At 48.1% G+C, this 20,025-nt stretch carries 16 protein-coding genes, 1 tRNA gene and 2 pseudogenes; 13 read left to right on the top strand and 6 right to left on the bottom strand.

Translation table 11 applies throughout. The features are described 5' to 3' along the window. The first annotated feature begins 138 nt into the window (after nt 1-138). Both N4599_RS08240 and N4599_RS08235 read left to right on the top strand, forming a co-directional pair. Nucleotides 139-285 (top strand): hypothetical protein, encoded by a 147-nt coding sequence (locus tag N4599_RS08240; RefSeq protein WP_260899028.1) that lies wholly within the window; start codon nt 139-141, stop codon nt 283-285. Beyond that, the gene (locus N4599_RS08235) at nt 276-770 is read left to right on the top strand and encodes a chloride channel protein (protein ID WP_062812569.1); all 495 of its coding nucleotides are present in this window, start codon (nt 276-278) and stop codon (nt 768-770) included. Before N4599_RS08240 ends, N4599_RS08235 begins: the two co-directional genes overlap by 10 nt. A gap of 63 nt (nt 771-833) precedes the next feature. Here N4599_RS08235 and N4599_RS08230 read toward each other — a convergent pair whose 3' ends face one another. After that, entirely contained in the window at nt 834-1,796 is a 963-nt protein-coding gene (locus N4599_RS08230; protein WP_062812568.1) for a ketopantoate reductase family protein, read from the bottom strand. A gap of 201 nt (nt 1,797-1,997) precedes the next feature. On the opposite strand from N4599_RS08230, the gene N4599_RS08225 reads away from it, so the two are divergent. Next, nucleotides 1,998-2,798: an SDR family NAD(P)-dependent oxidoreductase gene (locus N4599_RS08225; RefSeq protein WP_191363599.1), complete on the top strand. Its 801-nt coding sequence runs from the start codon at nt 1,998-2,000 to the stop codon at nt 2,796-2,798. Between the two features lie 206 nt (nt 2,799-3,004). On the opposite strand, the gene N4599_RS08220 is transcribed toward N4599_RS08225, so the two are convergent. The 4 genes from N4599_RS08220 to N4599_RS08205 form a co-directional block, all read right to left on the bottom strand. Next, nucleotides 3,005-4,339, bottom strand: coding sequence for a dihydrolipoyl dehydrogenase family protein (locus tag N4599_RS08220; RefSeq protein ID WP_260899024.1), 1,335 nt, complete (start codon nt 4,337-4,339; stop codon nt 3,005-3,007). A gap of 89 nt (nt 4,340-4,428) precedes the next feature. After that, a complete protein-coding gene (locus tag N4599_RS08215) occupies nt 4,429-5,592 on the bottom strand; it encodes an ArgE/DapE family deacylase (protein WP_191363597.1) in 1,164 nt (387 codons plus the stop codon). A 350-nt stretch (nt 5,593-5,942) separates the two neighbouring features. Next, nucleotides 5,943-6,015, bottom strand: a tRNA-Thr gene (locus N4599_RS08210). A gap of 83 nt (nt 6,016-6,098) precedes the next feature. Then, nucleotides 6,099-7,532, bottom strand: coding sequence for an APC family permease (locus tag N4599_RS08205; protein ID WP_194176594.1), 1,434 nt, complete (start codon nt 7,530-7,532; stop codon nt 6,099-6,101). Between the two features lie 218 nt (nt 7,533-7,750). On the opposite strand from N4599_RS08205, the gene nth reads away from it, so the two are divergent. From nth to nagA, 8 genes and pseudogenes are all read left to right on the top strand, one after another. Next, entirely contained in the window at nt 7,751-8,392 is a 642-nt protein-coding gene (gene nth / locus N4599_RS08200; RefSeq protein ID WP_062812563.1) for an endonuclease III, read from the top strand. 82 nt (nt 8,393-8,474) lie between these two features. Continuing rightward, the gene (locus tag N4599_RS08195) at nt 8,475-9,209 is read left to right on the top strand and encodes a gamma-glutamyl-gamma-aminobutyrate hydrolase family protein (protein ID WP_260899017.1); all 735 of its coding nucleotides are present in this window, start codon (nt 8,475-8,477) and stop codon (nt 9,207-9,209) included. Next, nucleotides 9,210-10,601 (top strand): APC family permease, encoded by a 1,392-nt coding sequence (locus N4599_RS08190; RefSeq protein ID WP_260899015.1) that lies wholly within the window; start codon nt 9,210-9,212, stop codon nt 10,599-10,601. Nucleotides 10,602-10,751: 150 nt separating this feature from the next. Further along, nucleotides 10,752-11,738: pseudogene (locus N4599_RS08185) on the top strand (IS30 family transposase). A 25-nt stretch (nt 11,739-11,763) separates the two neighbouring features. Beyond that, nucleotides 11,764-12,412: pseudogene (locus N4599_RS08180) on the top strand (N-acetylmannosamine-6-phosphate 2-epimerase). Nucleotides 12,413-12,429: 17 nt separating this feature from the next. Then, nucleotides 12,430-13,263: a MurR/RpiR family transcriptional regulator gene (locus N4599_RS08175; RefSeq protein WP_191363593.1), complete on the top strand. Its 834-nt coding sequence runs from the start codon at nt 12,430-12,432 to the stop codon at nt 13,261-13,263. A 32-nt stretch (nt 13,264-13,295) separates the two neighbouring features. Further along, complete coding sequence (gene nagB, locus N4599_RS08170; protein WP_191363592.1) at nt 13,296-14,009, top strand: glucosamine-6-phosphate deaminase; 714 nt, start codon at nt 13,296-13,298, stop codon at nt 14,007-14,009. A gap of 5 nt (nt 14,010-14,014) precedes the next feature. Further along, nucleotides 14,015-15,172 (top strand): N-acetylglucosamine-6-phosphate deacetylase, encoded by a 1,158-nt coding sequence (nagA, locus tag N4599_RS08165; protein ID WP_191363591.1) that lies wholly within the window; start codon nt 14,015-14,017, stop codon nt 15,170-15,172. 173 nt (nt 15,173-15,345) lie between these two features. Here the strand turns inward: nagA and N4599_RS08160 are convergent, their stop codons facing one another. After that, nucleotides 15,346-16,299, bottom strand: a complete 954-nt coding sequence (locus tag N4599_RS08160; RefSeq protein ID WP_062812560.1) for an AraC family transcriptional regulator — start codon at nt 16,297-16,299, stop codon at nt 15,346-15,348. A gap of 213 nt (nt 16,300-16,512) precedes the next feature. Here N4599_RS08160 and N4599_RS08155 point away from each other — a divergent pair, with 213 nt between their 5' ends. Together N4599_RS08155 and N4599_RS08150 are read left to right on the top strand one after the other, a co-directional pair. Beyond that, entirely contained in the window at nt 16,513-18,618 is a 2,106-nt protein-coding gene (locus N4599_RS08155) for a beta-galactosidase (protein WP_260899010.1), read from the top strand. 20 nt (nt 18,619-18,638) lie between these two features. Then, complete coding sequence (locus N4599_RS08150; protein ID WP_260899009.1) at nt 18,639-19,895, top strand: MFS transporter; 1,257 nt, start codon at nt 18,639-18,641, stop codon at nt 19,893-19,895. The last annotated feature ends 130 nt before the right edge of the window (nt 19,896-20,025 follow it).

Genomic DNA, 20,025 nt, shown 5'->3' with positions numbered 1-20,025 from the left:
TCATTCTCCGTCCAGGCACACGGCAAGCGCTTGCTTTTTTATCCAAGCCCAAGCAGCCCCATTTTCAAAGACTCACCACCCCTACCGGGAAGATTAAACTCGCAGCCCCCTGCCTCCAAGCAGCCGGGTTGCCACACCGTGTGGTTAATCCCCTACGTCCTCGGCAGTCTCATGATTGTCTTTCTGATCGGGCAAATCATCAAAGTCGACCCGCTAGATCTTGTCGGCTCCGGTGTTCCCCAGATCAAGGCCATCCTCTTGGATAAGCACCACTTATGCTGGTAATTCCGGTTGGCTTGTGGAACCCTCACCTCCTCGGCGGTAGTCATGACTTGATCATGTACGTCACGCAAATGTTCAGTCGGGGAAACTGGCTTTCCATCGCCGGGCTGCTGGGAATCTTCCTGGTGCTGCGCTTTGCGGGAACCATGATTGCTTACGGCTCCATCGTCCCCAGCGGGATTTTCATGCCGATCTTTGTCTTGGGCAGCATTCTTGGCGCCCTGGCCGGCGTGTTAATGATTCACGCCGGGGTCCTGCCCGCCTCCTGCTGCTTGAACATGGTCGCTATTGGAATGGCAGCCTGCTTTGGCGCGGCGGAAGGGGCGCCATTTTCCGCCATCCTGCTCGTCACCGAAATGGTTGGCAGTATCAGTCAGATTTTTCCGATGGTCCTGCTAACCTTCGTTGCCTACTACACCAGTATGCTGCTCGGGGCGCGGACGTCAATTTATGATGGACTGCGTGAAGAAATGGTGTTTGAAAACTAATTAAATTGCAACGTAAACAAGGCTCCAGAGTTCGGCTTGACCGGGCACTGGAGCCTTGTTTTGTCAGTTTCTAAATTTACGGGTGTTTTCTGCTAGGTGAACCAGGTTACGCAAGAAGTCATGGGTCGTCGCCTCATAGTTATACTTCTTCCCCAAATCATAAATGTAACCGTTAATATAGTCGACCTCGGTCGGCCGATTCTTGCTCATATCCTGGTACATCGATGGATAGTGGAGGGGGTTCGTGACCTCGCTGACGTACTTGATGGTCTGCCACTCCTCTTCCCGGGTGCTGAGCAGCTGAATCCCGGCCCGTTCAACCACGTCAAAGGCTTCATTGATTAGCTGCTTTCCTAGTTTTTCCGCGCCATCGTAGTCGATGAACTGGCCCATTTGAATTTCAAACAGAGTACAGATGGTGTTGATGACGGAGTTAAAGACGACTTTCGTCAGTAACGTCCCGTAGAAGTTATCGGTTAAGTGAGGATTGATGTTTGCCGCGGTAAAGTCGGCCACGATTTCCTTGACCCGGTCATCGGCAACCCCTGTCTGGGCCGCCATGTTAATTGAACCGGCGCCGGACTTACCGATAAAGTCCACGTCCCCCGCCTTATTCAAAACGGTCCCGATCAAGCAGGTCCCCGCTACTACGCGTTCCTGAGGGAAGTACTGGTTGATTTTTTCAATGTGTCCCATCCCGTTCATCCCCGAGAAGACGTACTGGTGGTCGGGATGGAAGAAGTGGGCACTCCGCTCCAGCAGGTCCTGCAACGTCATCTGCTTAGCAAAAACGATAAAAACGTCCGGATCACCCGCGTATTCTTCGGGGGAATAGATATTGACGGGAACCAGGTGCCGTCCCTCGTGATCCCGGGAAACGTAAACACCGCCCTGCTGCTTGATCGTATCCACCTGCGGCTGCCAGTTATCCACAAAGTCGACCTGCGCGTGAGCCAGTTCCTGTAATAAGACCCCAAAACGCAGGCCCATCGCGCCAGCACCTAGAACCGTATACTTTAATGCCATTGAAGAGGACCTCCTTGTTAATGTTAAGAGGATTCTAATCTTATTTTAATTTAAAGTCAACGTAATTTTAATACTGTCGCTATTTCCCATCTCCTCCCATATTAATTTAATATTAAACCAGCAGTGTTAATTACCACCTTTGTCTCCGTAAATGCTAAAATAACATTATTGAAGAATTAATAATTAGCAGGAGGGATTTACATGAGCTTCTTAAAAGGAAAAGTCGCTTTAATTACCGGGGCGGGCCGCGCCGTTCTCGCTAACGGGAAAAGCGGTTCAATCGGTTACGGGATTGCAACTGCCTATGCCAAAGAAGGGGCGAACCTGGTAATTACCGGGCGTAATACCAGCAAACTAGCCGCGGCAAAGGAGGAACTCGAAGAGCAATATGGCATTCAGGTCCTCACCATCCAAGCGGACATTAACCGCCAGGCCGATAACCGGGCCGTCGTCCAAAACGTTGTCGACCAAATTAAACAGGAATTTGGTCAGCTGGATGTCTTGATTAACAATGCTCAGGCTTCGGCTTCCGGCGTCACCCTGGCTGACCACACCAGCGACCAATTCGACCTCGCCATTTATTCCGGCCTCTACGCTGCCTTCTACTACATGCAGGCCTGTTATCCGCTGCTCAAGGAAAGCCAGGGTTCCGTAATCAACTTTGCCTCTGGTGCCGGGCTTTTCGGCAACTACGGGCAAAGTGCTTACGCGGCAGCAAAGGAAGGGATTCGGGGCTTGAGCCGGGTCGCTGCCACCGAATGGGCTAAGGATAACGTCAACGTGAACGTCGTTTGTCCGCTCGCTTGGACCGCGAAGTTGGAGCAATTCAAAGAAGCCTTCCCGGACGCCTTCAAAGCCAACGTCCACGTTCCACCAATCGGTCACTTCGGTGATGCTGAAAAAGAAATCGGACGGGTCTGCGTCCAGCTGGCGTCCCCTGATTTTAAGTACATGACGGGTGAAACCCTCACCCTCGAAGGTGGGTTGGGGCAACGGCCATAACGATGAGGGATATAACCTAAAACGCTCGTTGACATGGTCCAGGCTGGCTGGCGTTCATGGGCAAATAGCCTTGTGGTTACGCCACCACCTTATCTTTGTAATAGATAAGAACTAGCAAGAGGCTGGTGAAAAAACAAAGTTTTCTCGCCAGCCTCTTAGCTACTTTTAAAATGATAAGACGGAGCTGGAATGACCTGTCCCATTCCCTATTGCTTCAATAATCCGAAAACCTTATCCGCCAAGGCCGGATAAGCCGGCAGTACCTTCCGTTGCCACTCACGGCTGCTTGGTTGGAGGCCAATGACTGGCACTAAATTGTTGATATCATCTGCTGCCGTAGCGCCAATCTCGCTGGCGCCGACCAGTTGCTGGTCCCGGTCATACACCACCGTTAACTTGGCACCTTGTTCATTCAAACCGGCATAAAAACTGCCGAACGACAAGTCATGTTCCACCACCTGATAACGGGAATCATCCGCTGCTTCTTCCGGATTCACACCAGCCTGGGCAATTTCTGGAAAGGCAAAGGCCGCGGTTCCAATTGTCGGGTAACGGAGCGGCTCCTGGTCGCCCTTTACTAGCTGGCGGTACAGGTAATCGGCTTCCAGCTCCGCGACCGTAGTCAGTTTTGGCACGGGTTGGCTGGTAATATCACCAATTGCATAAACTCCCGCCACGCTCGTCTGCAGGTGGTCGTCGACATCAATCCCGCGCCGGGAATACTTGATTCCGGCAGCCGCCAGCTGTAGCTTTTCGACATTTGGTACCCGGCCGCTGGCGTCGACCACGTAATCAGTGGTTAACTGTTCGCCGTGGTTAGTGGTGACGGTAACCCGCTCGCCAGTCTTGGCAACCGCGCTAGCCGTCGTTTGGAAGTGAAATGTAAGCCCCCGGGCCGTCAGCTGGTCAACCATCTCCTGGACATACTTGCCGTAAAAGCCCCGCAGAATCCGGTCGGACCGAATGAGGAGGTCAACTTTGGTCCCCGCCGCGGCTAGGAAAGTAGCCAGCTCGATGGCAACATAACCACCACCGATGAAGACGGCATGGTCTGGCCGGTGGGACAATGAAAGGACGTCCGTACTATCATGAAGGTATTCCTTACCGGGAATGTCCAACCTATGCGGACGGTGGCCCGTTGCAATAATAATGTGGGTACCATGATACTGGTGGCCGTTGACCTGGATGGTGTGGGCGTCCACGAATTCCCCGTAGCCGACCGCCACGTCACACATTTTTTCGTAAATCGCCTTCGTCTCAGCTGGCCAGGAGTCAAAGCGCGCCTTCTTAACTGTCATTAGTTGGTCCCAATCCACCTGTGCTGGCTGAGCAATTCCACGACCCACAAGTTGCTGGCTTGCCAACGCTGTATGAACGGCGCCAGATAAGAAAATCTTTGGTTCACAGCCGACGTTGGGACAGGTACCACCAAATAGGCCACCCTCGACTGCTAAGAGCGACTTCCCGGTCTTAGCAAGTAATTGGGTCAGTTTGTACCCCGCGGGGCCCGTCCCCAGGATGATATAATCGTAATTTTTCATAGAAGCCCGCCTCCTTATAAGCTATTACTATAATACGGCGAGCAAGCTGATTCCCCAACTGATTTGCCTTGCCTGAAAAAACAGCCAGCCTAGCCTTGAGCCGAGAAATCCAAGTAAGTAGTAAACAGTTTAGTGTACAAGTTGATAAAGTTCAGGTACATTTGGCGGTCAGCGTACTCGTTGACTTGGTGGGGCGTGTCATTGCCCGGCCCAAATACCGCTAGTGGAAACTGGGGACCCTTGTCAACTACCAGGTTAGAAGCGTCCGTTACCGGGTTGAGGGCAAAGGTCGGCACAGCTTGACCGGCATACTGACTACCAATTTGTTGGGCCAGGTGGACAAAACGCGAATCACCGGTTGTCTGAATTGACGGCTGGGACATGTAAATATCCAGCTTGAGTTTTGCTCCCGCCCGGTTAGCAACAGCCACCATTTTCTCCAAGCGGCCCGCTACGAGGTCATTATTGAATTCCGGGATCGTACGCACGTTGACCTTAGCGCTTGCTTGAGCCGGAATGGAATTAACCTGGTCGCCACCGTTAAAGACGGTGGTATTAAAGGTCAGGCGGCCCAGCTCGGTGTTAACCTTATCGGTGTTCCGGAAAGTTTGGTTAGCCTGGACGAGCAGCTTCATCAACGGGTCGATGGCATTATACCCCTGCTCCGGCATTGAGCTATGGGCCGCGATGCCATGCGAAGTTAGTTCGATGTCCATCGAGCCCTTGTGCGCCGTTGCAATCCGGTAGCCTGTCGGTTCGGCAATCAGCAGGGCCGCAACATCATCCATGTAGCCCTGGTCCTTTAGATAGCGGGAACCCTGCTCGCCAACTTCTTCACCCGCGGTCGCCATCAAGCGGATGGTCCCCCGCTTCAGCAGGTGATTTTGCTGGATGGTAATCATCGCAATCACTAATGCCGTTAGCCCCGACTTCATATCTGTTGCCCCGCGGCCGTAAAGGTGACCATCCCGTTCCTTGAGCGTAAACGGGTCACTATGCCACTGGGTCAACTCGCCAGCGGTCACCACGTCCATGTGACCGGACACGCCCAGGACTGGGGCCCCGCTTCCAATTTCCGCAACCAGGTCTGCCCGGTTAGCAGCAAGCGGTAGCAACTTGGCCGTTATCCCATACTTAGCAAATAAGCGCTGCAAGTATTTGGCAACCTGCAGTTCATGGTCATTGACCGATTTAATGGCAACCAGGTCGGCTAAAATTTGAACCTTTTCCTGGTCAGTAAAAATTTCTTTCATCAAGCTCGCTCCTTTCAACAGCATTTTATGTTAGGTGGGTGGCTGCCGTATAAAAGCCCGTTAAATTAGCATTAGCGAGCTTAGACAGACTAGCGCCACGCCCGGTTAACTTTCATTGTAACAGAGATAATATTCTGCGGCCGGTAAATAGCTTTCCTTAAAAAGAAATCCCACAGCAAACCTGAAAAACTTACTGTGGGATTTTATTTAGACTTCCAGCGATTCAAATCTGCAACACGTGAAAATTGCCATGTCGCATCCCTGTGGCAAGTTGCGTTTATTACCCAGCGAAAATCATGCAAAAGAAAAAGCCAAACGCCGATATACCAACGTTTGACCGAATAATTAAGAGCCGTCTGGCAGAGTTGAACTGCCGTACCACCCTTACCATGGATGTGCTCTACCTATCTGAGCTAAGACGGCACTTAAATTATAACTGAGATTGATCTGCACAACAACCGGCAACACTATAAAAGCCAGCTCCATCCGAGCTGGCTTTTAAGCAATTATTTATCTTTCTTTTTGGCTAGGAAGGAGTGGCGGATCCCGTAAGTAAAGTAGATGACCAGGCCAAGGACGAACCAAATTCCCGCGTAGAGCTTTGCTTGGTAGTCTAACCCCATGAACACCAGCAGGGAAGCCAAGAAGGCCAGTGCCGGCATGACCGGATAGAACGGCATCTTGAATGATGGGTCCGCAATGTCCTTTCCTTCACGCTTACGCAGAGCATAGATTCCCAGCGAAACGAACATGAAGGCAATCAGCGTCCCCGCAGAAACTAACTGGGACAGGAAGGCAAATGGGAAGAAGGCCGCAATTACAATCGCCACAATCGTCAGCGTCCACAGTGCCCGGTTCGGTCGACCATCCTTGTCAACCTTCCCCAGCCACTTCGGCAACATTCCGTCACGACCGAATGAGTAAATCAACCGGGACCCGGCTAAACTCATCCCAATCAGGGCGGTGAACATCCCGACAACCGCGATCGACTGAACAACAACAGCCACGCCACCGTGACCAGCCGCCCGCAGTGCCAACCCAACCGGTTCCGCACTATTAGCGTACTTAGTATAAGGAAGGACCCCCATCAGGACCATCGCCACCGAAACGAAGAGGACCACAGCAACCAACAGGGAACCAAGAATCCCCCGCGGCATCGTCTTTTGCGGATTAATGGCCTCCGCCGAGTTGGCCGCAATCGAGTCAAAACCGATGTAGGACAGGAAGATCATTGAGACCCCGGCGTAGATTCCCTGCCAGCCCCCGAACGCACCATTAGCAGTTTCGTGGTATTTCGGAATAAACGGGACGTAGTTGCTGGACTTGATAGCGGTCAGGCCGACAACGACAAACAGCAGGATTGCGAAGACCTTCAAGACCACCAGCAGGTTTTCCACCCGGGCCGCTTTCGACGCCCCATTGGCAATCAAAATCGCCACGATGGCAATCACGACCACGGAGATAATATCGACGACCCCGCCCTCAGTACCAAAGGCGTTGGACAAGGCAGCCGGCAGCTTGATTCCCGCCGGAGCTAAGAGCGCCCGCAGGTTGGCCGACAGCCCGGCACCGACAAAGGCCAGGGCGATAAAGTACTCCGCCAGCAGGGCCCAACCGGCAATCCAGCCAAAGAATTCACCGAAAACCACGTTGATCCAAGAATAGGCAGACCCGGCAAACGGCATCGCTGCCGCCATTTCAGCGTAGGCAAAGGCCACCAGGCCAGCCACGACCGCCGCCACGACGAAGGAGATGGCAACCGCCGGTCCGGTATGCATCGCCGCCACTTCACCAGGAAGGGTAAAGATGGACGCGGACACAATCGTTCCGACCCCGAGTGCTAAGAAGTCCCGCACCTTTAAAGACCGCACCAGGTGGCCGTCCTTATTTTCATACACGCGTGGGTCTTCTTTTCGGGTGATTGTTTTCCAAAAACTCATACTTTTTCCTCCCTTTAATTAGATAACCATTAGAATCGTAAGAAAACTTTAATTTATTCTACCAACCGTTTATCAATTGGTCAAATGTTAATTTGCAATGGAAGCCCTTTCTTATCATTTTCTCCTCCAACTTAATTTTATTAAGTCCCCCGCTTATTCTAATCATTAGATAAGAGGAGTACACTAGGACTAGGATTTTTCATTCTGAGGTGATCAATATGTTAAGCAATGCCGAAATTTACCAAGCGATTCAGGTCATGCGCCGGGAATATCCTGACGCGGGCACGACCCTCACTGCCGACACCCACTTCCATTTCCTGCTAGCAGTCATTCTCAGCGCCCAGTCAACCGACCAGTCCGTCAACCAGCTGACTCCCGCCCTCTTTGAACGTTTCCCCCTGCCCAAGGACCTGGCGGCCGCGGAGCCGGAAGACGTTGAACCCTACATCAAGCGGCTCGGCCTTTACCACAACAAGGCCAAGTACCTGGTCAACTGTGCCCGCAAACTGGTCACCGACTTTAATGGGGTGGTCCCCAAGACCCTCAAAGAGCTGACCTCCCTGCCCGGTGTTGGGCGGAAGGTGGCCGACGTCGTCCTCGCGGAATGCTTCACCATCCCCGCCTTTCCAGTCGACACCCACGTCAGCCGGGTCGCGCGCCGGTTAGCAATGGTCCCGCCTAAGGCTTCACTCCTGGCAATTGAAAAGAAATTGATGGCAGCCGTGCCGGAAGACAAGTGGCTCGACGCTCACCACTCGATGATTTTCTGGGGCCGCTACCGTTGTATGGCCCGCACCCCCCGCTGCAGTGACTGTCCCCTCCTCCCAATGTGCATTACCGGCCAGCAAAATGTCCTCTGATTTGATAGTCAAAATAAAAATTTTGCTTGTAAATAGTTAGTTGTTATAATAAGGGCCGACTATTTAACGGAGGAGAATGTTCATGCACAAACCAATCATTGGCATATCCGGCTCGCGGATTATTAATAACGGCGGGGCGCTACCGGGCTACTACCGGAGCTACGTCAACGAGGATTACGTTGACTCAGTCATCCAAAACGGCGGGATTCCTTACATTATTCCCTTTAATGATAACGAAGACGTGACGGTGGCTCAGGTAGCCCAGCTCGACGCCCTGATTCTTTCGGGTGGTCATGACGTCACTCCTTGGAACTACGGTGAAGAGTCCCAGCAAAAAATCGGCATGATTTGGCCGGCCCGGGACCGCTTTGACATGCGCCTGCTTCGGCAAGCTGAACAGAATCATATCCCGGTCCTTGGAATCTGCCGCGGTGCTCAGCTGATCAACGTCGCCCACGGTGGCTCCCTCTACCAGGACATTAGTTACCGGGAAGCACCGACCCTCAAACACAACCAGGGCCACACCCCCAACCTGCCGACACAAACTATTAACCTGCGCCAGGGCAGTCACCTAGCAGCGCTCTTTGACAGTCAGACAATTCACGTTAACAGTTTCCACCACCAGTTGATTAAGGACCTCGGTCAGGGCTTAACGGCGGACGCCAAGGCGCTCGATGGTGTCATTGAGGCCTTTGAAAACGCGGACGCTTCCGTCATCGGCGTCCAGTGGCATCCCGAAATGCTCCACCGCAGTGTTCAAGCGATGAATAACTTATTTACCGACCTCATCCGTCGGGCAAAGAAAGAAGGATTCTAAATGACAAAAACTAAACTGGGCTTCTGGTCAATCGTCCTCTTAGCTATCAACTCTATCATCGGCTCCGGGATTTTTCTGACCCCCGGCTCCGTCGTCTCGATGGTCGGCAGCAAGGCTCCCCTGGCCTACTTCCTGGCGGCGCTCTTTGCTGCCACCCTGGCAATTACCTTCGCGGCCGCGGCCAAGTACGTCAACAAGAGTGGAGCGGCTTACTCCTACGCCAAGGCAGCCTATGGGGAAAACATGGGCTTCTACATGGGGGTCGTCCGGTTTTTCTCCGCCTCCGTCGCCTGGGGCGTGATGGCCGTTGGGGTAATCCGGTCAACCTACTCCATCTTCGGCTGGAATCAGTCCTTTGGTAACATCACCCTCGGCTTCGTCGTCCTCATGCTGATTATTATGGTAGTCAACTTGCTCGGCCGCCGGGTCTTCACGATCATTAATGACCTGTCAACAATCGGCAAGCTCGGCGCGCTCATCCTGCTGATCATCGCGGGGACCGTGGTCCTCCTCGAGACGGGAGACAACCACTTCGCCGAATTAGACCAGCTGACCACCGGCGGGAAGCCCCTCATTCCGGCCTTCACCACCTCCGGCTTCGTTATGGCGGTGATTTCGGCCTTCTACGCCTTTACCGGCTTTGAGGCGGTTGCCACTGGGTCCGAAGACATGCAGGAACCGGAAAAGAACTTACCGCGGGCGATCCCACTAGCCATCCTCATCATTGCCATTATCTACATCGGGACGATTGCGATTGCCATGATGGTCAACCCGGTCGCCCTGGTTAAAACCAAGCAGGTCGTTGCCCTCGTCGCTATTTTCCACAACCAGTTCCTCCAAGACGTCATCCTGGTCGGTGCTATCATTTCGATGTTTGGCATCAACGTGGCGGCATCGTTCCACACTCCCCGGGTGCTGGAGGCCATGGCGAACGAAAACCAGGTTCCCCAGTTCATTGCCCGGCGGACCAAGCTCAACTTCCCGCTGGTTTCCTTTGCGATTACCCTCCTGTTGGCGGTGGGAATCCCGATGGCCTTCCAGTACAGTCTGCCGACCATTATCGTCATCAGCGCCACAGTGCGATTCTTTGAATTTATCGTGATCCCGCTGGGTGTGATCCGCTTCTACCGGGGCAAGAACCGGGAAGCCATCCTGCCGGCGAAGAAGAACCCCTTCACCGACGTGGTAATGCCGGTGCTGGCAGTGCTTGTCACCATCGTCCTCCTGTCCCGCTACGACTGGGTCAGCGAATTCAGTATTCACCAGGGCGGTCACATGGTTGCCAACTGGTACGCCATCTTCGGCATGGCTTTCGGCTTCATCATTCTGCCGGCCATCCTCTTCCTGCTGACGAGAAGGGAGCGGCAGGCGAACACGAATAAGGAAAACTAACGACACTATAAAGAGGCTGGAAATTAACTCAGCCTCTTATTTTTTTAATGCGGCGAATTTACAATTGAAATGCAACACAAAGTAAAAAAATAAACCCATACCGGGTAGAATATGTTTAACGACCAAATCAAACAATTCGAGGTATCCGGTATGAGCTATAAACATCTTACTATAAAAGAACGTGAAATGTTTATGTTTTTACAAGCTAAGGGGTTATCTATCCGGGCTGTTGCGTTACGGCTAGGGCGAAATCCAAGCACTATTTCACGAGAATTAAAACGTTGTGCAGGTCATTATTCCCCAAGTAAAGCAGAAAATGACTATCATCAAAAGCGAAAGAATTGTCACAAGAAGCGGCTATTAGACAGCCATCCACAACTACGCCGTCAAATTGTTCATTACATCTTAGATCTGCACTGGTCACCAGAGCAGATTACCGCTCGCTTTAATAAGGAACATCAATGGTGTGTTAGCTACAACACAATCTACCGTCATATCTATCAACACAATTTAGGTGAGAAGTACTCCTCACATGGCGATACCGGTATTCAGCGCCATCTCAGACATAAACATCGGCCGCGGCATTCAAAGAATACTAGACGACATCGAGAAGTACAGACGGACTACATCTCAATTCATGAGCGCCCTGGTTTTATCAACCAGCGTCAACGTATTGGTGACTGGGAAATCGATACTGTGATTGGGCGAACGGGTCATTCCATCCTTTTAACGGTTGTCGATCGGCTTAGTCGGCTTACTCTTATCAAAAAGGTTGCGCGAAAGGACTCGCAGGAGATAAATAAAGGCTTAGTTGAACTGTTAGGGGCCATTCCTAAAGAATTTGTTCATTCTATTACACCAGATCATGGGACCGAATTTCTTCATCTTGATGAAATCAGCGAAAGATTAGGTGTTACTGTCTATTGGCCCGATCCATATTCCCCTGAACAGCGTGGAACAAATGAGAATACAAATGGATTAATCCGGGAATATTTTCCCAAGCGAACAGATATTGATAATTATACAGAACAGGACGTTGAACACTGCCAAAAGCAGTTAAATTAACGTCCGCGCAAAGTGTTAAATTATGAAACCCCATATGAAGTATTTTTTGATAAACCGTTGCACTTAGTTTGACAATTCGCCGCAGACTAAAAAGAAACTGATTATTTCTTGCCAGGCACTCCCGGGAGAACACTTACACAGTTCTTTTATCATGTCACGGATGGCCCGTGCGGCTTCCATGGCGGGAGCAGCAGGTCTTCGCGCTAATTCGGTAGTGGACATTCAGGCTATTCAAGGCGAAACCGCGCTTCCAATTATTGGGATTGCGAAGGTTGACTATGATGATTCCGAAGTCTTCATCACACCAACCATGAAGGAAATGCGGGCTGTTGCTAGTACCGGTTGTCAGGTTGTTGCCTGTGATGTTACCGGTCGGCCACGCCCACACCATGAAGAATTAGCGGACATTGTTAAACAGATGCGGGCTGAATTCCCGGATACGTTATTAATGGCAGATACTGACCGTCTTGAGAGCGTAGAGATTGCTAATGAGCTCGGTTTTGATATGATTGGAACAACAATGCATGGCTACACTCCAGCTACCGAGGGCCTAAATGTTGCTGACAACGACTTTGAATACCTAAAGGAAGTTATTGACCTAGTAAAGGCTCCAGTGGTTGCTGAAGGTAAGATCGATACACCGGCAAAGTTAGTGTCTTGAATTAGGCTGCCATACGGTCGTTGTCGGCGGAGCAATCACCCGACCGTTGCAAATTGCACGGACCTTTATTGACGTGCTCGATTAGCCAAAGGATGGATTGGAATGTCAGAGGAATTTTTAAAGTCCATTAAACTCATTTCTGTAGACCTCACGCGGCAAGAAAAGAAAATCGCGCGGGTCGTTTTGAGTGATCCCGAAAAGGTGCAAACAATGACCATTTTGGAATTGGCAAAGAAAGCTAAGGTTGGCACAGCCACCATTTCACGCTTTGCCAAACACGTTGGTTGTGTAGATTTTGCCGACTTTAAATCCTACCTGACGACTTCAAACCTTATCCAGGCCAAAAGGATATCCGAAAGTTCAATTTTGGATGAGGTTATCACCTACTACAAACAAAGTTTAGAAGAAACCAAGTCCTTAATTTCGCTTAATCAATTGAAAAAAGTAACAAGAATTATTAGGAAGGCTAACAAGGTCTATATTTGGGGCGTTGGTAGTTCTGGTTATAATGCCCAGGAATTAAACCAGCGACTCATGCGGATGGGAATCAATTCGTGTGCTATTTGTGATAGCAGCATGATGAGTATCATTGATACAATTATTTCGCCGAAGGATACTATCCTGGCCCTTTCCGTTTATGGCAACACAATTGAAATTTGTGAAGCCGTCCAAAAGTGTCGCGAAAGAGGCATCGTTATCACTTCCATCACGGCCTTTAGCAATAGTGTTTTAGCCAAGCGAAGCAATAACATTCTCTTGATCAAGAATACCGAAACGTCTCCTAATTATAATTTTATGAATTCTCAATTTACGATTAATTACATTATTGACCTTCTTACGGAAATCCTCTTGGAACACCCTACTTATCTTAAAAACATGAATAAAACAGTTGAAGAAGTTTTACGAATTAAAGAAGCTAGTAAAAAACAGCTGTAATGAAATTACCGTTTTGAAAGGAAACTATAATAATGCGTATTATTGTTGTTGCAAATGCAAGTGAAGGCGGTAAAACGGCCTCCCAAATTTTCAGCCAAGAATTGCAGAATGGTGCAAAGGTCTTTGGTCTGGCTACGGGAAGCACCCCGCTTTCGACATACCAAGAATTATGCAATAGTGACATGGATTTTAGTGATTGTACTTCAATCAACCTGGATGAATACGTTGGAATTTCAGCTTCTAATCCGCAGAGTTATGCCTACTTCATGCACCAAAATTTGTTTGCTGCAAAGCCTTTTGCACACTCTTTCATTCCTAATGGTATGGCTAAAGACATTGAAGAAGAGATTAGTCGGTACAACCACCTGATTGACGAAAATACCGTTGACTTACAAATTTTAGGGATTGGTCAAAACGGCCACATTGGTTTTAACGAACCAGGTACCTCCTTCGACAGCCTTACTCACAAGGTCGCCTTAACCGAGTCGACAATCAATGCCAACTCCCGGTTCTTCAGCGACATTAACGACGTGCCGAAGGAAGCATTGACCATGGGTCTCAAATCAATTTGCAAGGCCAAGCACATCTTGCTGATTGCGTACGGTCAAAACAAGGCGGACGCGATTGACAAGATGATCAACGGTCCGGTCAACGAAGAGTTACCCGCAAGTATTCTACGGAACCACTCCAACGTAACTGTGATTGTTGACGAAGAAGCTGCTAGCGGCTTAAAGACTGTAAGGTGACCAGAATGCAAACAGTAATTAAAAATGCTGATATTTATGTTGGCGATGGCGTAGTCCAGAATGGTTACATCCGCTTCGACAAGAAGGTTCTTGGCGTCGGGCCAATGGACGAGTACACGCCCCAAGAAGCAGACGAAAACGTTGTCGATGGTAGTGACAAGATAGTCGTTCCTGGCTTTATCGACGTTCATACTCACGGCGGCTACGGGATTGACTCAATGGACGATGATTCCGTGAAGGTCAATGAAATGATCTGTCAGGAAGCTAAGAACGAAGGAATCACGTCTATCTTTCCCAACACGGTTACCCAGTCTGCAAGCAACATTAGTCAGGCAATGAAAGTGCTAAAGGTGGTGGCCCAGGAAAACCCGGTCATGCAGGGAATTCATCTGGAAGGCCCCTTCATTTCAGCCGAGTACAAGGGCGCACAGCCAGAACAATACATTACCAATCCCGACGCCGGGCTGTTAAAGGAATGGAATGAGCTCTCCGGGGGACTGATCAAGGTCATTACGTATGCTCCAGAACAAAGCGGGGCCGCTGACGTAGAAAGCTATTGCCAAGCTCACCAGATTGTCCTTTCGGTTGGTCACTCCAGTGCTAAGCAAGCGCAGCTGGAGCAGTCCAAGGCACCCCACATCACTCACCTTTACAACGCGCAACGTGGTATGCACCACCGCGAACCGGGTGTTACGGGGGAGACACTGCTAGAAAAGAAGTTCTACACCGAAATCATTGCCGATGGTTACCACGTAGCTCCGGACATGATTGACTTGGCTTACCGGCTCAAGGGGGCCGACAAGATCGAGTTAATTACCGATTCGCTGCGGGCCAAGGGGATGCCAGAGGGTGTCTCTGAACTAGGCGGTCAAAAGGTGATTGTCAAGGATCACCAGGCCCGCCTTGAAAACGGCCACTTAGCCGGTTCCGTCCTCGAGTATGATTTAGCGTTTAAGAACATTATCAACTTTACTAGTTGTAGCATTAGCGATGCGGTCAAGATGACCTCGTATAACCAGGCACAGGAATTCAACCTTGAATCTAAGGGGGAACTAAAGGCCGGAAAAGATGCTGACATTAACATCTTAGACCGTGAGTTAAACCTAGAAGCAACTTACAGTTGCGGCCGCTTGTTAAATAGTAGTGACCCAAGCACGTCTTAAAACTGCCAGAGAGTATCTGTTGATTGCGTATCGCTCCATTTACGAACTGTACTCCTCTTAATCACCTATTTTCAGATACTCTCTTCTTGGTATTTCAACCAACAACCTTAAAAGCCACCTAGCTCATCCTCAAGCTAGGTGGCTTTTGCTATTAAAATTATCAGAACGGCGGACTAAATCAGGTTAGTAAAGTTTGCCTCATATAATTTTTTATCCCAGGTTTGATTAACATTTAAGGAACGGTATTTTTTAGGACTCGTCCCTACATATTTTCTAAAAAAGCGACTAAAATTCTGCGGATTCTTATACCCCAAAATAAACGAGACACGTTCAATATTCAATTGTGGCTTCGTCAATAAGCGCTTAGCATAGGTTAATTTCAACTGATTGATATAGTAACCAGGACTTGACCCATAGTATTTTTTATAAATCCGATTACAGTAACCAACGCTTAGATTTAGGTCACTACATACTTCAGAGATGACGTTGAGCTTTACTGGTTCAACTTGCTCTCTGTCTCTAAGGTTGCAACCAATATTGTATTTCAACATTCGTTTAATTTTAACCTTAATAGACCTTGCATAATCTAACGCAGAAGGGTTATTAGATAAGGTTACCTTGGCTGATTCCCGATACAAACCTAGGAGAATATGGGAAAGAGTAATCTGCATCCCCATCTTGTCTGCAAAATCATAATCGCCCTTGGGTTTAAGAGTGTTAATCATCTTGTCAAAATAAGCAGTTAATTCTTTAGTCCGTGCATTTTTGTTTTGAAAAAGTAACCGTGATGTTACAAGCAGCCGTTCTTCCAAATCCGGTTCATCTAAGTCAAAATGAAAACAAAAATAAGTTAAATCTTTAATTGCAGAGACCGTATGGCGCATACCAGGCGTGATAATAACAAATTCACCTTGATGTAAAATAATCGTTTCATCATTTAAGACAATCTTTTCTAAACCGTGAATGACATATATCAATTCATATACCATATGCTCCTCTTTTGGATATATCCATGAATCGGCTACCCGCTGAATATGTCCTCCTAACAAAATAAAATTCCAATTGAGTATTGGCAAAAAGATTGCATGTTGAAGATCCTTATTTTGCGTAGATACGTTAAAATTCACCCTTACCACCTTCTAGTAACTTCACTTATCACGAATAGTAATGTCAAAAAATGATTAGTCGCGGTTTAAAACTGGTATAAATGTCAAAATTTGATTTAAACCAGCTAAATTCGGTTATACCAACTTTTTGCTATCCTCACTATACTAAAAGTGTATCATAGTTAAGCGCTTACAATACGATATTTGATACATCGTCAGATAGAAAGGGGAATCATGACATTGCTTAAAGATAGAATCCTGTTTGGTGCTGCTTATTATAACGAATACGAACCAGTATCAAAACTTGCTGATGACATTAAGTTAATGAAGCAAGCACATATGAACACCATTCGAGTCGGCGAAGGTAGTTGGTCACATTGGGAACCCGAGGATGGCAAGTTTAATTTAGACTGGCTTCAACCTGTTCTTGATAAAGCACTTGCAAATGATATTTACGTAGTCTTAGGTGTTCCTACCTTTGCAATCCCACAATGGCTAGTTAGAAAGTACCCAGAAGTAGCATTACACGACAAACACGATAACAGGCACTTCTTTGGCTCACGTGAAGAGCACAGCCTAAGCCACCCTGTTTTTAAATACTATTCAGCACGATTAATTAATAAGATTGTTGACCGCTACCAGGACCATCCGGCAATTATCGGCTGGCAGCTCCACAATGAGCCTGGCCTATTCATTAATTATTCCCACGATGCCTTTGAAGGTTTTAAAGACTACTTGCGTAACAAGTACAAAACTGTAGAAAAGCTAAATAAGGAATGGGGACTGGTCTACTGGTCACACGAATTATCAACTTGGGATGACCTTTGGGAACCTGAGGGAAACGCACAACCACAATATGATATCGAATGGCGCCGCTATCAGGCTAACTTAACCGACGACCTTTTAAAATGGCAAAGTAACCTTATTAAAAGCAAAATTCCTAGCAAACAATTTGTCACCGTTAATTTAGCAATGGGACGGTCAGCACTTGATGAAGCTAAAGCTGGTAAAAGTTTGGACATCGCTTCATCTGATATTTATTACCATATGCAAGATGGAATGAAGCTGCCGACACCTGACGAGCCTCATTCCTGGTTCTTACACGGCCCATGGCAAATCGCCCGCGATGCTGACCGTACCTACTCCATCAAACAAAAGCCCTTTAACGTCGCCGAAACAGACGGCGGGCCAATCGGTGGCGCGGGTGATAATTATCCTGCCTTTCCTGGCCAATGGAAGCAGGCTGCTTACCAAATGATTTCACGAGGTGCCAACATGATTGAATATTGGCACTGGCAACAACTTCATTACGGAACGGAAACGTACTGGGGCGGAATTATTCCGCAAGACGAAAAACCAGGCCGGGTATTTAATGAGGTTGCCGAGCTTGGAAAGAGCTTCGAGCAATACGGCAAAAAGATTGTTAGCCTTGTTCCTGACGAAGATATTGCAATGTTGTACTCCGTTAAATCACGTTGGGGGTTAGAATTCGAACCCTATCATGCTGCTAATGCCGAGATGGATCCGCATAAGACACGGAACCCTGAGGCTTACGACAACCTGTTTGATAGATTCTATGCCGGAGCTTTTCTTGCTAATAAGCAGGTTCGAATCATCCAAGATTCAACAATTTACGACGATGATAACGACAAGGTACTAATCAGCGCTGAAAAATTTGCTAGAGAGCACCCCTACCTGCTTGTGGTTGGCGCGTATATTACCTCAGATCAATTTCTTGAATGGATGAATAACTATGTACAATCTGGCGGTAATTTAATAATCGGTCCCCGGACTGCCTTTGCTGACGACCTCGCACGTGTCCGTCGTAGTGTAAAACCTGCTGGTCTTTCAGACATTGCCGCTACAAACTATCAAGAATACTCCAACTTGCGTAAAAAAGTTGACATTACTGGTTCTCAAAACTTTAAGGTACTTGAAGGTTCACAAGCTATTGAATGGATTGACATGCTCAAAACAGACCCCAATGTTCAAAAACTCGCTTGTTATAATGATCCATTTTTCAAAGATTACCCAGTTGCCACCTATCAAAATATTGGTAAGGGCAGTCTTACTGTTATTGGTGCTGTTCCTAATAGTCAATTAGCTCAATCAATTTTTGAAAACTTGCTTCCTAAGTCAAAATGGAATTTTAAGAGTAATCATGTCACTGAATCATCTGCTACTAATACCGATGGCGAACACCTTCACTTTATCTTCAACTGGAGTTGGGAAGAAACTACTCTTGAACTTCCAGCCAGCTGTACGTTGTTAGGAGAAGATCAAATTGTTAACTCAATTACCCTTCAACCCTGGGATACTGTGATTCTAAAAGAAAATTAGATATTGAGAGATGAAGTAAAATGGATAATGAATTAAAACCTTGGGAAACCCCCACAGATGAGCAACAGCATAAATTACCTGTAAGAACAGCAATTGGATTAGTCGTTGGCGTCTTACTCTGGCTTGGCCCTTATCTAGGTTTGGTCGGCGTTTTAGTTCCACAAGCAATGGCTAGAATTACCCCAGACCACAAAGCTGCCGCAATTGCTCTAATGTCTGGTTGCGCAATGGTGGTTTCAACAATTGCTAACATTATTGAGGGTGCACTATCAGATCGAACCCGTTCTAAACATGGACGGCGGACTCCGTGGATCGTCTGGGGGTCTATTGGGACTGCTATCACCATTGTATTTTGGGGAATGTGCACGACTGTCTGGCAAGAAGTTCTTGCGGACTGTGTATATATGATCTTTCTAAACATGATTGTCGCACCACTAGTTGCTGTAATCGCCGATCGCACCTCGCCTAAATATCGCGGAACCATTTCAAGCGCCTACGCCCTCGGTAATGATATTGGTCAATTTGGCGGCCAAGTTGTTGCTTCATTTTTCCTCCCGGTGCCAAAAACTGGTTTCATCGTTATGGCTGTTCTAACCCTCTTCTCTGGGCCACTAGCTGCTTTGTTCCTAAAGGAAAAGTCAACTATTGATATGCCTGTTACAAAAGTTACTTGGAAAAACTTCTCACAAAACTTTGCTTTTCCAACCAAAAACGCCCTTAACTTCTATCTTGCCCTTATTGGCAAACTATTTATCGTCACTGCTACTTTCTGTATTTCTAGTTACCAGCTCTATATTCTTACTGACTATATTAAACTTACGGGAAGCAACGTTCAAAGATATGTTAGCCTAATTTCAATGGTTATGATGGTATGCTCAATTATTTGTGTTCTTTTTGCCGGTCCTCTTTCAGATAAGATTGGCAAACGGAAAGCCCCTGTTATTTTTGCTTCAATGGTTATCGCTGTGGGTTCTCTCCTGCCTATGTTTACCAATTCGGCATACATTATGCTTGCTTACGCAGTAGTTGCAGCCCTCGGTAAAGGAATGTATGACTCCGTTGATCAGGCATTAAACATTGAAGTTCTGCCTGACCCTAAAACTGCTGCCAAAGATCTTGGGCTCCTAAACATGGCTAACAATGGTGGTCAAGTGCTCGGTCCAATCTTTTCTGCGTCAATTATTGGGATTGTCGGCTATGCCGGAATTTTCCCGATAGCTGCAATCACAGCCGCCATTGGTGGTATCTTAATTATTTTTGTTAAAGGGATTAAGTAATTAACTCCTAATTATTGCAATTCAAAGATTCATCCCCTGAAAAATCTTCACTCCATTTTTCAGGGGATTTCAACCAACAACCTTAAAAGCCACCTAGCTCATCCTCAAGCTAGGTGGCTTTTGCTATATT

The organism is Limosilactobacillus oris (assembly GCF_025311495.1).
Taxonomy (GTDB): domain Bacteria; phylum Bacillota; class Bacilli; order Lactobacillales; family Lactobacillaceae; genus Limosilactobacillus; species Limosilactobacillus oris_A.
The sequence above is the reverse complement of the archived record's forward strand: the minus strand, read 5'-3'. Positions and strand labels throughout refer to the sequence as shown.

What these genes read in the sequence shown, in the direction of transcription:
- N4599_RS08235 (WP_062812569.1), top strand. Translation starts at nt 276, where the DNA reads ATGCTGGTAATTCCGGTTGGCTTGTGGAACCCTCACCTCCTCGGCGGT.
- N4599_RS08230 (WP_062812568.1), bottom strand. Translation starts at nt 1,796, where the DNA reads ATGGCATTAAAGTATACGGTTCTAGGTGCTGGCGCGATGGGCCTGCGT.
- N4599_RS08225 (WP_191363599.1), top strand. Translation starts at nt 1,998, where the DNA reads ATGAGCTTCTTAAAAGGAAAAGTCGCTTTAATTACCGGGGCGGGCCGC.
- N4599_RS08220 (WP_260899024.1), bottom strand. Translation starts at nt 4,339, where the DNA reads ATGAAAAATTACGATTATATCATCCTGGGGACGGGCCCCGCGGGGTAC.
- N4599_RS08215 (WP_191363597.1), bottom strand. Translation starts at nt 5,592, where the DNA reads ATGAAAGAAATTTTTACTGACCAGGAAAAGGTTCAAATTTTAGCCGAC.
- N4599_RS08205 (WP_194176594.1), bottom strand. Translation starts at nt 7,532, where the DNA reads ATGAGTTTTTGGAAAACAATCACCCGAAAAGAAGACCCACGCGTGTAT.
- nth (WP_062812563.1), top strand. Translation starts at nt 7,751, where the DNA reads ATGTTAAGCAATGCCGAAATTTACCAAGCGATTCAGGTCATGCGCCGG.
- N4599_RS08195 (WP_260899017.1), top strand. Translation starts at nt 8,475, where the DNA reads ATGCACAAACCAATCATTGGCATATCCGGCTCGCGGATTATTAATAAC.
- N4599_RS08190 (WP_260899015.1), top strand. Translation starts at nt 9,210, where the DNA reads ATGACAAAAACTAAACTGGGCTTCTGGTCAATCGTCCTCTTAGCTATC.
- N4599_RS08175 (WP_191363593.1), top strand. Translation starts at nt 12,430, where the DNA reads ATGTCAGAGGAATTTTTAAAGTCCATTAAACTCATTTCTGTAGACCTC.
- nagB (WP_191363592.1), top strand. Translation starts at nt 13,296, where the DNA reads ATGCGTATTATTGTTGTTGCAAATGCAAGTGAAGGCGGTAAAACGGCC.
- nagA (WP_191363591.1), top strand. Translation starts at nt 14,015, where the DNA reads ATGCAAACAGTAATTAAAAATGCTGATATTTATGTTGGCGATGGCGTA.
- N4599_RS08155 (WP_260899010.1), top strand. Translation starts at nt 16,513, where the DNA reads ATGACATTGCTTAAAGATAGAATCCTGTTTGGTGCTGCTTATTATAAC.
- N4599_RS08150 (WP_260899009.1), top strand. Translation starts at nt 18,639, where the DNA reads ATGGATAATGAATTAAAACCTTGGGAAACCCCCACAGATGAGCAACAG.